At 66.8% G+C, this 15,116-nt stretch carries 10 protein-coding genes and 1 pseudogene; all 11 read right to left on the reverse strand.

Annotated features, from left to right (window positions below; translation table 11 throughout):
* Positions 1-4: 4 nt before the first annotated feature.
* The 11 genes and pseudogenes from BTH_RS24735 to BTH_RS24790 all read right to left on the reverse strand — a co-directional run bounded on the left by BTH_RS24735 (position 5) and on the right by BTH_RS24790 (position 15,040).
* Positions 5-424, reverse strand: coding sequence for a CpaD family pilus assembly lipoprotein (locus tag BTH_RS24735; RefSeq protein WP_009891269.1), 420 nt, complete (start codon positions 422-424; stop codon positions 5-7).
* Positions 425-457: 33 nt separating this feature from the next.
* Positions 458-1,936 (reverse strand): type II and III secretion system protein family protein, encoded by a 1,479-nt coding sequence (locus BTH_RS24740; protein ID WP_009891271.1) that lies wholly within the window; start codon positions 1,934-1,936, stop codon positions 458-460.
* A 32-nt stretch (positions 1,937-1,968) separates the two neighbouring features.
* Positions 1,969-3,006, reverse strand: coding sequence for a Flp pilus assembly protein CpaB (gene cpaB / locus BTH_RS24745; RefSeq protein WP_009891273.1), 1,038 nt, complete (start codon positions 3,004-3,006; stop codon positions 1,969-1,971).
* A gap of 12 nt (positions 3,007-3,018) precedes the next feature.
* Positions 3,019-3,498, reverse strand: a complete 480-nt coding sequence (locus BTH_RS24750; protein ID WP_025369398.1) for a prepilin peptidase — start codon at positions 3,496-3,498, stop codon at positions 3,019-3,021.
* A 64-nt stretch (positions 3,499-3,562) separates the two neighbouring features.
* Entirely contained in the window at positions 3,563-3,754 is a 192-nt protein-coding gene (locus BTH_RS24755) for a Flp family type IVb pilin (RefSeq protein ID WP_011402387.1), read from the reverse strand.
* Positions 3,755-4,231: 477 nt separating this feature from the next.
* A pseudogene (locus tag BTH_RS35320) lies at positions 4,232-5,121 on the reverse strand (ATP-binding cassette domain-containing protein); the annotation flags it as partial.
* Positions 5,122-5,761: 640 nt separating this feature from the next.
* Entirely contained in the window at positions 5,762-7,066 is a 1,305-nt protein-coding gene (locus BTH_RS24770) for an MFS family transporter (RefSeq protein ID WP_009891286.1), read from the reverse strand.
* A 373-nt stretch (positions 7,067-7,439) separates the two neighbouring features.
* On the reverse strand, positions 7,440-9,122 hold the full coding sequence (locus BTH_RS24775; protein WP_009909581.1) for a SpoVR family protein: 1,683 nt from the start codon (positions 9,120-9,122) through the stop codon (positions 7,440-7,442).
* Positions 9,122-10,387, reverse strand: a complete 1,266-nt coding sequence (locus tag BTH_RS24780; RefSeq protein ID WP_009891292.1) for a YeaH/YhbH family protein — start codon at positions 10,385-10,387, stop codon at positions 9,122-9,124. The genes BTH_RS24775 and BTH_RS24780 overlap by 1 nt, the downstream gene beginning before the upstream one ends.
* 123 nt (positions 10,388-10,510) lie before the next feature.
* Positions 10,511-12,433, reverse strand: a complete 1,923-nt coding sequence (locus BTH_RS24785; protein ID WP_009891294.1) for a PrkA family serine protein kinase — start codon at positions 12,431-12,433, stop codon at positions 10,511-10,513.
* Positions 12,434-13,189: 756 nt separating this feature from the next.
* Positions 13,190-15,040 (reverse strand): methyl-accepting chemotaxis protein, encoded by a 1,851-nt coding sequence (locus BTH_RS24790; RefSeq protein ID WP_009891296.1) that lies wholly within the window; start codon positions 15,038-15,040, stop codon positions 13,190-13,192.
* Positions 15,041-15,116: the final 76 nt, after the last annotated feature.

Raw genomic sequence — 15,116 nt, forward strand, 5'->3', positions numbered from 1 at the left:
TCCGCTAATGCGTGACGGACGTCGTCGTCGATGTCGGGTTGAGCGGCATCGCGCGGCCTTCGTCGTAACGGCGCACCGCGCTCGCGCCGAGCGCCGCGTCCGCGCCCGAGTACGGCAGCGGCGCGACGAGATCGGCGGGCCGCGCGAGCATCGCCGCGAGGTTGCCGTAGGTCGCGCAGCCGAAGCTCACGCCGGGCCGCGCACGCCCCGCGTCGATCATCTGCGAGCGCTGCTCGAGCGCCGCGCAGTCGGGCGCGCGCGCGAGCCCGGTGCGCGCGTCGTAGCCGATCGCCGATGCATCGGGCATGCCGAACGGCGGATGCCCTGACATGCAGCCGCCGAGCGCGGCGAGCGCCGCCCACGCGCACGCGGCCACCGCGCGCGATGCATGGCGGCGCAGCGGGTGTTCCGATCGAATCGCCATCGAATGCCTCCGTGTCCCTCTTGCCTTGCGCCGTCAGTAGACGAATCCCGCCGGGCCCGTGAGCCGTGGCGCGTCGCCGCCGAGCGGATCGATGCCGAGCGAGCGCTGCAGCACGAATTCGATGTCGCTGCTCGGGCGCGTGATGTCGTCGAGCGCGTCGCGCAGCTCGCCCGGATTCGCCGGCTGCACGATGTACGGCGTGACGATCACGACGACCTCGGTCTTGTCGTTCAGATAATTGCGCGACGAGAACAGCTTGCCGAGCACGGGCAGCCGCGCGAGCCCCGGCAGCTCGGCGAGCACGTCGCTGCTCTTGCTCTGCAGCAGGCCGCCGATCGCGAAGCTCTGTCCGCTCGACAGCTCGACCGTCGTGTCGACGCGCCGCACCGTCAGCGCCGGCACCTTGATGCTGCCCGTCGTCACGCTGTTGGTCGGATCGATCTCGCTCACCTCCGGGCGCACCTTGAGGCTGATCCGGTTGTCGGCGAGCACGGTCGGCGTGAAGTCGAGCGACACGCCGTACGGCTTGAACTGGATCGTGATCGCACCCGTCGTGTCCTGCGCGACCGGAATCGGAAACTCGCCGCCCGCGAGAAAACTCGCGGTCTGGCCGGAGATCGCGGTCAGGTTCGGCTCGGCGAGCATCGTGATGAGGCCCTCCTGATCGAGCGCGTCGAGTACGCCGTCGATCGAGTAGTGCGACGTGTGAAAGCCGCCCACCACCGAGAACGCACCCGACGGCGACAGATCGAACGCCTTCGACGCCGTGTCGAACAGCGTGCGTCCGTTGAACAGCCCGCCGACGAAATTGCCGCTCGCGCCGAGCGCGCTCCAGTTGATGCCGAGCTGCTGCGTGATGTTGCGGTCGACCTCGGTGATGCGCACGCGCAGATGCACCTGAATCGGCCGCGCGAGCGTGAGGCGGTTGACGAGCGACTCCTGCTGACGCAGGTAAGGCTTGAGCGTCTGCACCACGGCGTCCGCGTCCGCGGCGCTCGGCACGCGGCCGCTCACCATCAGCGAGCCCGGCGCGCCCGCGAGCGTCAGATGCAGTTGCGGGAAGCGCGCATCGAGGATGCGTTGCAGCGACGGCGTGTCGACGTTGACGACGACGGTCTCGCGCAGGATCGTCCGGTCGTTCGCGCCGAGCGCGAAAAGCGTCGTCGTGCCGGCTTTCTTGCCGAGCACGAACACGGCCTGCGGCGTCGGCACGTGCACGTCGGCGACGTCCGGGTCCGCGACGAACACCGCGACCGCGGGCTGCGGCAGCTTCACCATCTCGCCGCCGCCGGCGGGCACCGCGAGCACCGCCGCGGGCTCGGCCGCACGAGCGAGCCGCGGCGCGACCGCCGCGCCCAGCGCGAGCGCGAGCCACCACAGCGCGGCCGCCGCCGCGCGCCGCCCGATCGCATGCGCCCGCGCTCGCGCCGCGTGCGGCGACGCCGCAGCAAAAGCCAATGCCCGAACCGACGCCGATTGCCGCACGCCGATCCCGCCGATCACGCTCCACATTTCGACTCGTCCTCCAGATCGATCGACATCGTTCACGCCGCCGGCCGCGCGCCGGCGGGCGCCGCCGCCGTTCCCGGCAGCGGCGGCAGCGTCGGAATCGGCGGCACGCCGCCCGGCAGCGGCGCGCCGGCGCCCGCCCCGTCATCCTGTTTCGAGCCGCGATAGACAATCACGTGCCGCTCGCCTCCCGCGCGCGCGCCGACGCGACGCGGCTGCGCCGACGTCGCGGCCGGCGCCTCGGCGCGCAGCGCGCGCGACACGTCGCCCGCCCACACGGGCGGCGCGGGCGGCTCCGCCGACGCCAAGCCGACCGCGCCGCGATCGCTCGTCGCGAAGCTGCGCAGCGCGAGCGACAGCGCGCCCAGATGCGCGCCGACCGTGATCACCTGCGCGTCGTGCGAACTCACTTCGAACGTCACAGTGCGCGCGCGCGTGTTCGGCTGCGCGGCGTCGTCCTTCGGCCGCTGGAACGCGGAGCCGACCGCGAGCACGCGCACGCGCGCGGCGATCGTCTCCGATTCGACCGCGCGCTCCGGGTCGGCCGGCGCGCCGCCCGGCGCGGCGAGCTGCTGCGTGAGCAGCACGTCAACGTAATCGCCCGGTTCAATCAGGCCGGCATTGCCGGATACGTCGTCGATCGCGACCGAGATCGCACGCATGCCGGGCTTGAGCGCGGCCGCGAGAAAGCCGGGCGCGCTCGGCAAGATCACGTCGGCCGGGCCGAGCGGCATGCCCTCGCGCACCGGATGGCGCAGCAAGTCGCCCTTCAGATCGCCGGCTGCGGCTGCACTCGCATCGACCGCCGCGCCGGCAGTCCGGCCGTCGCCGCGCGCATCGCCTTCGATCAATGCGCCGGCTGGCACGTCGCCGCGCGCCATCGTCTTCCAGCCGAGATCGACGTCGCGCAGCAGCAGGCCCGCCGGCAGATCGGCGGCCGCGACGCGCACGCGCACCTGCTGCGGCGGCGCGGCCGGGCGCGGCTGCGACGCCGCGACGTACAGCGCGCGAAACAGGAACGCGCCGACCACCGCGACGAGCATCAGACCGGCGAGCTTGAGAAAATGGGACATGTCGGCCGCCTGTCATCCGAGACATGCGGGCAGCCGGCAAGCGGCCGGCGCCCACACGGCGAGAACGCCGCCCGCCGCGAGCGCGACCCCGTACGGAACGCCGCGCGCCGGCGCGAACCACGCGAGCGCGCGCGGCGCGCGCCGGGCCGCGATGCAGACAACGCCAACGGCGAGACCGCCGACGCCGATCGCGAACGCGACCGGCCACGCGTGCGCGGGGCCTGCCCACAGAAACACCACGGCCGCGAGCTTGACGTCGCCGCCGGCAATCCAGCCGATGCGGAACATCGCCGCACCGAACGCGAACGCGATCGCGCCGATCGCCGCATGCGGCGCGAAGCCGCCGTCGCCCGGCGCGCCCGCGAGCGCCTGCACGCCATACAGCGCGCCGACGAGCGCGACCGCGAACGTCGCGAGCCGCCGCGTGCGCAGATCGGCGAGCGCGAGCGACGCGAGCGTCCAGCTGGCGACGATCTTGAGCGGGAGAATCATGAGCATTCGTGAAATCGGGGAACCCGGCCGGCGCGCCACGGCGAGCAGCGCCGGCCGATCATCGTCAATGACCGTTGGTCTGTACGCTCGTCACCTTGGTGATCATGTTCTGAAACAGGTTCGGCAGGCCGGAACCGCCACCGAAAATAGCGCCTGCCGCAGCGACTGCCACCACCACGATACCGGCCAGCACCGAATATTCGAGTGCGCTGACCCCGCGCTCGTCGCGCAAGAGCGATTGGATGAAACGCAGCATGAGAGTCTCCTGATAGAACGGCTGCAAGATGAAGCGCCGCGAGCACGGCGCCGGAAAGATTGACTTTCCATACCGAATAACGGACGCCGCGCAAACGTTCCATAGTCGGGCAAACCCTCACGCCCGTTATATATTTCGGGCTCCGACGCAAGCTTCGAAGGCCGGATGAAATTCAACCGTCAGATTTCACCGTTACGCGGCCAATCGAATGAAGAAACGCGCGGGCGAATGGCGGCGGATTTCCGGCAGATGGTTCGGCATCCGGAATAAATGGCGGGCGCGGCCGATACCCGATCTCGGCATCGTTCCGCAGGAACCGCGGGGCCGGGCCGAATCGCGCGGCGCCGGAATCGTCGGCGGCGCGCGAGTGTGCGGCACCGGCGAATGCGCGAGTTTGCGCCGCGTTCGGCGCGTCGCTTTCTTCAGTCGTTTGAATCCTGTTTGAATCCTCGCCGAGCGTGCCCGCCGCTGCGCGCGCACGCCCCAGCGCCTGATGGTCGCGCGATCGAGCGCGCCGAACACGCCGTGCTCGACGACAAGCCCGATTGCGATCATCGCGGCGAGGCCGGCGAACACGTGGTTCGTGTAGCGCTCGTTGCGGGTCCGGAAGATGTACCGGCCGAGACCGACGCCGCCCGCGCTTGCGCCGCACACGAGTTCGGCCGCGATCGTGCGCGCCACGCGAACGCCCAGCCGAGCTTCAGGCCCGCGAGAATCGAAGGCGGCGCGGCCGGAATCAGGATCGCGACGACGTGACCCAAGCCCGTCAGCCCGTCATTGCGGCCGACGCATCCAGGGCGTCGCGGGCACCGTCTGAAAGCCCGCGAACGCGTTCAACGCGAGCGGCCAGAGCACCGCATGCACGAGCACGAACGGCAGGCTGTCCGTGCCGAGGCCGAATCACCGCCACGCGATCGACCGCAGCGGATTAAACATCGCGGTCAGCATCGTCAGCAGGTCGCGGCCGACGCGCGTCGTCACCGCCAGCGCGGAAAGCGCGAACGCGACGTTCCCGAGCACCGCCATCCACGGCGGCAGTCGATCGAACGCCTGGAACACCGCGATCCGGTCGATGCCCGGACCACGCACCGGGTCGCCCGCGAGCGTGATCGCACCTTCGACGGCACGACGAAACCCGCGATCGCCTTGAGCAACCGTCGACTTGCCGCAGCCGGACGACCGGAGCAGCACGAAGCGATCCGCGCCGTAGACGTCGAAGCTGACCGGCTGCGTCGCGCGCGTGATGCGTTCGCGATTGCGGTATTCGCGCGCCACACCGTTGACGGCGACGAGCTTGCCCGGCTCGTCGCCCGCACATCCGCCGCGGCTGCCGGATTCGAAAACAGGGTTGACGGCTCTGCCGCCATGTATCGCGCTCAAACGCCCCCCGCCGGAACGATGTCACAAAAAAATGCCCGCTGCGAGAGCGGGCGAGAATCCCAGTCAAGGAGGTGTCACACGAACTACGGGTTCAGATTAAGGCTCGCCGTCGGCGCGCACAACGAAGCATTTTCGATATGGATATCGCGCGCGCCGCATTGACGTGGCATTGACGTGGCTTCGATGCCGGATGCCGGCCGCATCAATCGCGGCGCCGCGCATCTCGCATCTCGCATCTCGCATCTCGCGCCGAATCTTGCCGAAACGTTCCGAATACGTCCGGCCGCGCGTGCGGAGGGCGTGGCGAGAAACCATGCGGCGGCAAGCACGACGGCCAGCGGCCGCGAGCGAACGTCGCGTGAAAGACGATGCGCGTGTCGCGATGCTCCTTGAATTGCGTCGAGACAGCAAATCCAGGAGCGCTCGCGCGCGCGGGTCAACGAAGCAAATCCGCTACGCTTATCGGCCGTGGCGATAACGGTGCGCGCAATGAACAAACGGCGCTTCGCGGGCCGCGCGAAACGCCGTGTGCATGCGCGACACGGATTCCCCGCCGCGCCGCCACAGAAGGCGCGTCGCGCGGCGGGCGCCGAACCGGACGCCGCCCGCCGCGCGGCCGGGCCGCACTCAGGGCTCGTTGCGCAGGTAGCCGTCCTTGCTCGGATCGCGCATCCGCCACGACACGAAAAGCGAGATCGCGCACAGCACGGTCACATACCAGTAGAAGCTCGATTCGCTGCCGACCGACTTGAACCACAGCGCGACGTATTCAGCCGAGCCCCCGAAGATCGCATTCGCGACCGCGTACGACAGGCCGACGCCCATCGCGCGCACCTCGGGCGGGAACATCTCGGCCTTGATGAGGCCGCTGATCGACGTGTAGAAGCTGACGATCGCGAGCGCGACGACGATGAGGCCGAACGCCGCGAACGGGCTCGTCACGCCGCCGAGCGCATTCATCAGCGGCACCGTGCCGATCACGGCGCCCGTGCCGAACAGGATCATCGACATCCGGCGGCCGATCTTGTCCGACAGCGCGCCGAACACGGGCTGCATCAGCATGTAGACGAAGAGCGCGGCCGTCATCACGTTGCTCGCGGTCTTCGCGTGCATGCCCGCCGTGTTGACGAGGTACTTCTGCATGTACGTGGTGAACGTGTAGAAGATCAGCGAGCCGCCGGCCGTGAAGCCGATGACGGTCAGGAACGCGCCCTTGTGCTGCCACACGCCGCGGATCGTGCCGGCGTCCTTCGCCTTGCGCGATTCGCTCGTCGACGTCTCGTCGAGCGACTTGCGCAGATACAGCGAGATCAGCGCGGCCGCCGCGCCGACGACGAACGGAATCCGCCAGCCCCACGCCTTCAGCTCGGCGGTCGAAAGCGTCTGCTGCAGGATCACGAGCACGAGGAGCGCGCAGAGCTGGCCGCCGATCAGCGTCACGTACTGGAACGATGCGAAGAAGCCGCGGCGGCCCTTGAGCGCGACCTCGCTCATGTACGTCGCGCTCGTGCCGTACTCGCCGCCCACCGACAGGCCCTGGAACAGCCGCGCGACGAGCAGCAGCAACGGCGCGAACGCGCCGATCTGCGCGTACGTCGGCAGCACCGCGATCACGAGCGAGCCGCCGCACATCATCAGCACCGAGATCATCATCGCGGCGCGGCGGCCGTGCTTGTCGGCGATCCGGCCGAACAGCCAGCCGCCGATCGGACGCATCAGGAAGCCCGCGGCGAACACGCCCGCGGTGTTGAGAAGCTGCGTGGTCGTGTTGCCGCTCGGGAAGAACGCCGGCGCGAAGTACAGCGCGCAGAACGAATAGATATAGAAGTCGAACCACTCGACGAGGTTGCCCGACGAAGCGCCGACGATCGCGAGCACGCGACGCCGGACGTCTTGCCGCGCGACGGCGGCAACGGCGGTCTGGTCATTCATGGATGGTCTGTTCCTTGAAGTTCTCTGGATGGCCTGGCGGAGACGACAACTGCCGCCTTCTTGTTCAACGCACGCGGTGACACCGGTTCCACCTCGGCGTGGCGGCGATTTTAGCGAAATGTAATGTCTCTGGATGCCCGGGATCGCCCCGATGTCGAAAAATAATTTCCGACCGGCCGCTCATCCAACGAAAACGCGTGCCGTCGGGCTCGCGTTTCGCGCAAGGCGGCGCACCGCGCAAGCGGCGGGCGGAACGCGCGACGCGGGCGCGCGAACATGGCCATCGTCGACTTCGGCGTCGAGGCGGCATCCACGGCCGGGCGGGCCGATCGAGTCGGCGCGGGCGCGCCCGAGCGGCGCGCCCCACCGCCAGTCAGAGCCGGATTTCCGGCGCCGCGTAGCGGCACTCGTAGCGCTTGCGGACCGTGCCTGTCTCGTCGACGCTCTCGAGAAACACGTCGAACTGCCAGAGCCGCGCCATGTGCTTGAGCACCTCTTCGCTATCGTTCGACAGATGCCGGTTGTCGGTCATGAAGTGACGCAGCGTGAGACTGCGGTCGCCGCGCGTGTTGACCGACCACACCTGAATGTTCGGCTCGCGGTGATGGATGTCGTACTGCCGGGACAGCGCCTGCCGCACGTACTGGTAGCCGGAATCGTCGTGAATCGCCGACACTTCGAGCGCGTCGCGCATGTCGTCGTCGAGCACGGAGAACAGGCGCATCTCTCGGATCAGGTGCGGCGACAGGTACTGCGCGATGAAGCTCTCGTCCTTGAAGTTGCGCATCGCGTAGTGGAGCGCCGGCAGCCACGGGCTGCCCGCGAGCTCGGGGAACCACTTGTAGTCCTCGTCGGTCGGCGCCTCGCAGATCCGGCGGATGTCGCTCATCATCGAGAAGCCGAGCGCGTACGGATTGATCCCGCTGTAGTACGGCTTCGTCACGGGCGGCTGGTAGATCACGTTGCTGTGCGAATGGAGGAACTCCATCATGAAGCCGTCCGCGAGCTTGCCCTGGTTGTACATCGTGTTGAGCAGCGTGTAGTGCCAGAACGTCGCCCAGCCTTCGTTCATCACCTGCGTCTGCCGCTGCGGATAGAAGTACTGGCCGATCTTGCGCACGATCCGGATCACCTCGCGCTCCCACGGCTCGAGGAACGGCGCGTTCTTCTCCGCGAAATACAGCAGGTTTTCCTGCGGCTCCGGCGGATAGCGATCCTCCTGCTCCTCGTCGGCGAACTCCGGCTTCCGCGCGGGCAGCGTGCGCCACAGCTCGTTGACCTGCGACTGCAGATACGCCTCGCGCTCCCGTCTGAGCTCGGATTCCTTCGCGAGCGACGGCTTCTGCGGCCGCTTGTAGCGGTCCACGCCGTAGTTCATCAGCGCGTGGCACGAGTCGAGCAGTTCCTCGACGCGATCGAGCCCGTAGCGCTCCTCGCATTCCGCGACGTAGTTCTTCGCATAGACGAGGTAATCGATGATCGCGTGCGCGTCGGTCCAGAGCCGGAACAGGTAGTTGCCCTTGAAGAACGAGTTGTGTCCGTATGCCGCGTGCGCGATGACGAGCGCCTGCATCGTCATCGTGTTCTCTTCCATCAGGTACGCGATGCACGGATTCGAGTTGATGACGATCTCGTACGCGAGCCCCATCTGCCCGCGGCGGTAGCTCTTCTCGGTCGCGAGGAAGTGCTTGCCGAACGACCAGTGACGGTAGTTGACGGGCATCCCGACCGATGCGTACGCGTCCATCATCTGCTCGGCGCTGATCAGCTCGAGCTGGATCGGATAGATGTCGAGCTCGTACTGCTCCGCGACCTGCGAGATGTGGGTGTCGTACTCCTCGATCAGCTCGAAAGTCCAATCGGACGGACACGGCAACGGTTTGCGGTCGGCAACGTTCATACGCGCTTCCTTGAGCCCGCTCGCGGGCGCTTCTGGGTGCTGCGCCGCCGCCTCGGGCGATGCCCCGCGCTCGCGCGCGGCGGGCCCCGACGCTTCGTCGCTCTTGCGCCGCGGCTCGTAGCCGCGCGCTTCGTTGTGCAAGTGGCGTGTCGTCATCAGGTTTCCACGTGCTTTTCAAAGAGTTCCCGGAACACGGGGTAAATGTCGGCGGCCGATTCCACTTTCTTCATCGCGAGATGCGGCTGCGACAACGCCAGTTGCGCGTATTCGAGCCACAGGTTCTGCTCCTCGGGCGTCACCTGGATGTACGCGAAGTAGCGCACCTTCGTCAGGATGTCCTCGTCGAGGATCTTGCGGCACTTCGGCGAATCGTCGGTCCAGTTGTCGCCGTCGGACGCCTGCGCGCCGTAGATGTTCCATTCGGTCGGCGAATAGCGCTCGTCCATCACCTTGCGCATCAGCTCGAGCGCGCTCGACACGACCGTGCCGCCGCTTTCGGTCGAATGGAAGAACGTGTCCTCGTCGACTTCCTCCGCGCGCGTGTGATGGCGGATGAACACGACTTCGATCCGCTCGTAGTTGCGCTTCAGGAACAGGTACAGCAGGATGAAGAAGCGCTTCGCGAGATCCTTGCGCTGCTCGTCCATCGATCCCGACACGTCCATCAGACAGAACATCACCGCCTGGCTCGACGGCTGCGGCAGCTTCACGCGATTCACGTAGCGCAGGTCGAACGGATCGATGAACGGAATGCGCCAGATGCGGCCCTTCAGATGGTGGATCGCATCCTCGAGCTGCGCGATCTCGACGCGGTGATCGCCCTGCTCCTCCTTCAGCGCGGCGAGCTTTTCCTCGAGCTCGCGCAGTTCGTTGACGAGCGGCGAGCCGAGCGCGATGCGACGGCCGAGGGCGCTTCTGAGCGAACGCACGACGTCGATGTTGTTCGGCGTGCCCTCCGCCGCCCAGCCCGCGCGAACGTTCTTCCAGCTCGGCACGGTCAGCAGATGGGTCTTGACGAGGCGCGGCAGTTCGAGATCGTCGAAGAAGTACTGCATGAATTCCTCGCGGGACAGCTCGAACACGAAGTCGTCCTGACTCTCGCCTTCGTTGCTCGCCTGGCTGCCTCCGCCCCCGGCGCCGCCTGGCGGACGCGGGATCTTGTCGCCGCGCACGTAGTCGGCGTTGCCCGGATGCACGAGTTCGCGCTTGCCGCCCGGCCCGTGCCGGAACGTCGGCTCCGCGATGTCCTTGCGGGGAATCGTGATGCTCTGCGTGCTCTGGATGTCCTTGATGCTGCGATCGCGCACCGCGTCGGACACTGCACGACGAATGTAGTTCTTGACGCGGCGCAGGAAGCGCTCGCGATTTGCAATGCTCTTGTTCTTGCCGGCCAGTCTGCGGTCGATGATTTGATGAAGCACGCCCGGTCTCCCGCTCGAATGTCGATACGCCGGGACGCACGCCGCGCACGCGGGGCTGCCGCGATGCGGGCGGCGTCTCTCAAGGTGCCCGCGCGCGGCCGCGCGGGCGTCGCGTCGCACGCGTCATGACGACTTGCGCACGCGCAGATACCAGTCGCACAGGAGCCGCACCTGCTTGGGCGTATAGCCCTTCGCGACCATCCGGTTCACAAAGTCTTCGTGCTTGCGCTGTTCCTCCGCCGAGCCCTTCGCGTTGAACGAAATGACCGGCAACAATTCCTCCGTGTTCGAGAACATCTTCTTTTCGATCACGACGCGCAGCTTCTCATAGCTGACCCATGCCGGGTTCTTTCCACCGTTGGCCGCCCGCGCGCGCAACACGAAATTCACGATCTCGTTGCGGAAATCCTTCGGATTGCTGATGCCCGCCGGCTTCTCGATCTTCTCGAGCTCGGCGTTGAGCGCCGCGCGATCGAAGCTCTCGCCCGTGTCGTGATCGCGGAATTCCTGATCCTGGATCCAGAAGTCCGCGTACGTGACGTAGCGATCGAAGATGTTCTGACCGTATTCCGAATACGATTCGAGGTACGCGGTCTGGATCTCCTTGCCGATGAACTCCGCATAGCGCGATGCGAGCAGGTCCTTTACGAACGACAAGTACTTCTGCTCGGTTTCCGGCGGGAACTGCTCGCGCTCGATCTGCTGTTCGAGCACGTACATCAGGTGCACCGGGTTCGCCGCCACTTCGGTCGAATCGAAATTGAACACGCGCGACAGGATCTTGAACGCGAAGCGCGTGGACACGCCCGTCATCCCCTCGTCGACGCCCGCGTAATCTCGATACTCCTGATACGACTTCGCCTTCGGATCGGTGTCCTTCAGATTCTCGCCGTCATACACCTGCATCTTCGAAAAGAGGCTCGAGTTCTCCGGCTCGTGCAGGCGCGTGAGCACCGAGAGCTGCGCCATCATCTTCAGCGTGCCGGGCGCGCACACGGCCTCAGCGAGCGACGAGTTGCGAATCAGCTTCTCGTAGATCTTGATCTCTTCCGACACGCGCAGGCAGTACGGCACCTTGACGACGAAGATCCGGTCGAGCAGCGCCTCATTGTTGCGGTTGTTGCGGAACGCCTTCCATTCGGACTCGTTCGAGTGCGCGAGGATGATGCCGTCGAACGGGATCGCGCCGAAGCCTTCCGTGCCTTTGAAGTTGCCTTCCTGCGTCGCGGTGAGGAGCGGGTGCAGCACCTTGATCGGCGCCTTGAACATTTCGACGAACTCGAGCAGGCCCTGGTTCGCGAGGCACAAGCCGCCCGAGTAGCTGTACGCGTCGGCGTCGTCCTGCGCGTATTGCTCGAGCTTGCGGATGTCGACCTTGCCGACGAGCGACGAGATGTCCTGATTGTTCTCGTCGCCGGGCTCGGTCTTCGCGATGCCGATCTGCCGCAGGATCGACGGGAAGCGGCGCACGACGCGAAAGCGCCGGATGTCGCCGTTGTATTCGTGCAGGCGCTTGACCGCCCACGGGCTCAGAATGCTCTTCAGGTAGCGGCGCGGAATGCCGTATTGCTCTTCGAGGATCGGACCGTCTTCGTCGTAGTCGAACAGGCCGAGCGGCGACTCGTTGACGGGCGAGCCCTTGAGCGCATAGAACGGCACGCGCTCCATCAGTTGCTTCAGGCGCTCGGCGATCGACGACTTGCCGCCGCCCACCGGACCGAGCAGGTAGAGAATCTGCTTCTTCTCCTCGAGCCCCTGCGCCGCATGGCGGAAGTAGGCGACCACCTGCTCGATCACCTCTTCCATCCCGTAGAACTCGCGGAACGCAGGGTACACCTTGATGACCTTGTTCGCGAAAATCCGCGACAGGCGCGGATCGTTGCGCGTGTCGATCTGTTCCGGTTCCCCGATGGCCGCCAGCATGCGTTCACCCGCCGCGGCGTACGCCGATGGATCGTTCTTGCAGAGCGCGAGATACTCCTCCAGCGAGAACTCTTCTTCTCGCGTTTTTTCGAAGCGGTTCGCGAAGCTGCTGTAAATATCCATGCTACCTCCTCGCCTGAGTCTGAAGACGATCTTGCCTTCGTATAGATCGTGTCGAAGCAGGACCGTTCGATTTCATCCTAAACCCATTTACTTTTTTTTTCACGAACTACTTCAACGGCCTTGCAGCGGTTTTCAACATTGCGGAAAACGCTGCTTGGAAAGCACTTTGCGCTGCTCTAGAATGGTTCTCCCGCTTCGCGTCAACGCTGCATCGGCGCTCTCCACTCCGGCAGCGAATCGGCTCGTCGGTTGACGTTCCGGCGCTCGCCGCTCCCTTCCCCGCTTCTTTCCATATACGCACGACGCATCGATTGCGACGACAGCGAGAACGCGCCGTTACAAATTTTTTGCGGTGCGTGCGACGGCGCGACGTCCCTGACGTCCATGCGGGCGATTGCAGGCGGCGCACGCGCATCGGCGGCATCGCGGCCCCGTGGCGAGATCGGTCGCGCGCGATGCCGGTGAATGCGCCGATGACGGGCGCAATGACAATGCGCGCAGCGAGGGATTTGCCGTCCGGGACATGCCCGTCCGGGACATGCCTGTTCGGGACACGTCGGCTGCAACGACGCGCGTCTTTCTGCAGCGAATATCGAGATACCGATGCCTCCCTCTTCACGCATTGCGCTCCCGCTGCCACCTGCGAGACGGACCTGCGACCGACCGATTGCGATGCAAAAACGCCCGCGGGCAGCGGGCGTCGTCGTTCAATCAAATTGGGGATAGATCGTTGTCCGATGTGTTTTCCCGTTCATATCAGAAGGTCTCCCAATCGTCGTCGCTTGCGGCGGACGCCGCAGCAGCCGGCACCGCGCGCGGCGCCGCAGGCGCCGGCTTGGGCTTGGCTGCCGGGGCGGCGGCGGGCGCCGGCGCAGATGCGGCCGATTCAGCCTTCACGGCCGATTCGCAACGCGCGGGCCTCGCAGGCGCCTTGCCCTTTGCGACGGCGGCCGCCGCGCCGCAAGGCGCAGCGGCCTGCGTCGGCGCGGCGTCGCGCCCCGCCCGGTGCGCGACGCCGGCCGCAGGCCGCGCTGGCGCACGCGGCGCGACCTCGCGCGCGTCACCGTCATCGACGCGGAATACCGAAACGGTCTCGCGCAGCCGCGCGGCCTGCTCGTCGAGCGATTGCGCGGCCGCCGCGGCCTCCTCGACGAGCGCCGCGTTCTGCTGCGTGACTTCGTCCATCTGCGACACGGCGCGCGATACCTGGTCGATGCCGGTGCTCTGTTCGTCAGACGCCGCCGCGATCTCGCCCATGATGTCGGTCACGCGTTGCACCGCGCCGATCACCTCGCTCATCGTGCGCCCCGCGTCGTCGACGAGCGACGAGCCCGTGCGCACGCGCTCGACCGACGTATCGATCAGTTCCTTGATCTCCTTGGCGGCCGTCGACGAACGCTGCGCGAGGCTGCGCACCTCGCCCGCGACGACCGCGAAGCCGCGCCCTTCCTCGCCCGCGCGCGCCGCCTCGACGGCCGCGTTCAGCGCGAGAATGTTGGTCTGGAACGCGATTCCCTCGATGATCGTGATGATGTCGGCGATCTTCGCGGAGCTCTGGTTGATGTCGCCCATCGTGCCGACCACCTGGCCGACCACGGCATTGCCCTTGTTCGCGATCTCCGATGCGCTCGCGGCCAGCGCGCTCGCCTGGCGCGCGTTGTCCGCGTTGCGCTGCACCGTGCCCGTCAGTTCCTCCATGCTCGAGGCCGTCTCCTCGAGCGCCGCCGCCTGCTGTTCGGTGCGCGAGGACAGGTCGATGTTGCCCGCCGCGATCTGCCTGGCCGCCGTCGCGATCGATTCGCTGCCGACGCGCACCGAGCGCACGGTGTCCGCAAGGCTCGCCTGCATCTTCGCGAGCCCTTCGAGCAGCAGCCCCATCTCGTCGCGCCGCGCGACGACGATCGGCCGGCGCAATTCGCCCGCGGCGATCGCGTCGAAGTGGCCGAGCGCGTCGGCGAGCGGCCGCGCGATCGCCGCGCGCAGGCTCAGGAAGCAATAGAGCGAGATCGCGAGGCCAAGCACGAGCGCCGCGATGCTGGCGATTCGGCTCGCCCCATATACGCTTTGCGCATCGCTGAAATTGACGCTCGCCTGCTTGAGCTGAAACGCGCGCAGCGCCTCGCTCGCGAGCGCGAAATCGTTGAACACGTTCTGCATCCGCTTCGCGGATTCGATGATCCTGTCGCGATCGTTCGCGTTGATGAGCTCGACGAATCCGTCGAGCTCGCGCTGCAGGACCTGCCGTTTCGCCGCGACGTCCTGCGCGAGGCGATCCTCCTGCCCGTTGCGCGGCAAGTCGAGGTACTTTTTCCACCACGAATCGGAGACCCCGCGCATGTGGCGCGCGCGCTCGATCGTCGGCGCGGCGTCCGGCGTGCCCGCGAGAAGCGCCGCGCGGTCGAGCACGAGGCGCTCGCGCGCGGCGAACAGCTCGGCGCTCGCGACGTCGATCGTGCTCGGCAACTGGTTCGACGACGTTTGCTCGTTCGCATCGTTGGCCCGGCTCATGCCGAAGAGGCCCAGTGCGCCGACGACGCACAGCAGAACGGAAAGGAGCGTCATCGTGACGGCGAGGCGTGTCCTGATCGAGAGGTTCTTCAGCAGCATGGTTCTTCCTGTGATGCGTCGCAAAGACGACGAAGGCGGCCCGTTCCGCGACGGCGAAACGTTTGCACGGCCATGC

The organism is Burkholderia thailandensis E264, assembly GCF_000012365.1.
Classification (GTDB): Bacteria; Pseudomonadota; Gammaproteobacteria; order Burkholderiales; family Burkholderiaceae; genus Burkholderia; species Burkholderia thailandensis.

Coding starts and splice junctions, on each gene's coding strand:
- BTH_RS24735 (WP_009891269.1), bottom strand. CDS start 424: ATGGCGATTCGATCGGAACACCCGCTGCGCCGCCATGCATCGCGCGCG.
- BTH_RS24740 (WP_009891271.1), bottom strand. CDS start 1,936: ATGTGGAGCGTGATCGGCGGGATCGGCGTGCGGCAATCGGCGTCGGTT.
- cpaB (WP_009891273.1), bottom strand. CDS start 3,006: ATGTCCCATTTTCTCAAGCTCGCCGGTCTGATGCTCGTCGCGGTGGTC.
- BTH_RS24750 (WP_025369398.1), bottom strand. CDS start 3,498: ATGATTCTCCCGCTCAAGATCGTCGCCAGCTGGACGCTCGCGTCGCTC.
- BTH_RS24755 (WP_011402387.1), bottom strand. CDS start 3,754: ATGCTGCGTTTCATCCAATCGCTCTTGCGCGACGAGCGCGGGGTCAGC.
- BTH_RS24770 (WP_009891286.1), bottom strand. CDS start 7,066: ATGAATGACCAGACCGCCGTTGCCGCCGTCGCGCGGCAAGACGTCCGG.
- BTH_RS24775 (WP_009909581.1), bottom strand. CDS start 9,122: ATGACGACACGCCACTTGCACAACGAAGCGCGCGGCTACGAGCCGCGG.
- BTH_RS24785 (WP_009891294.1), bottom strand. CDS start 12,433: ATGGATATTTACAGCAGCTTCGCGAACCGCTTCGAAAAAACGCGAGAA.
- BTH_RS24790 (WP_009891296.1), bottom strand. CDS start 15,040: ATGCTGCTGAAGAACCTCTCGATCAGGACACGCCTCGCCGTCACGATG.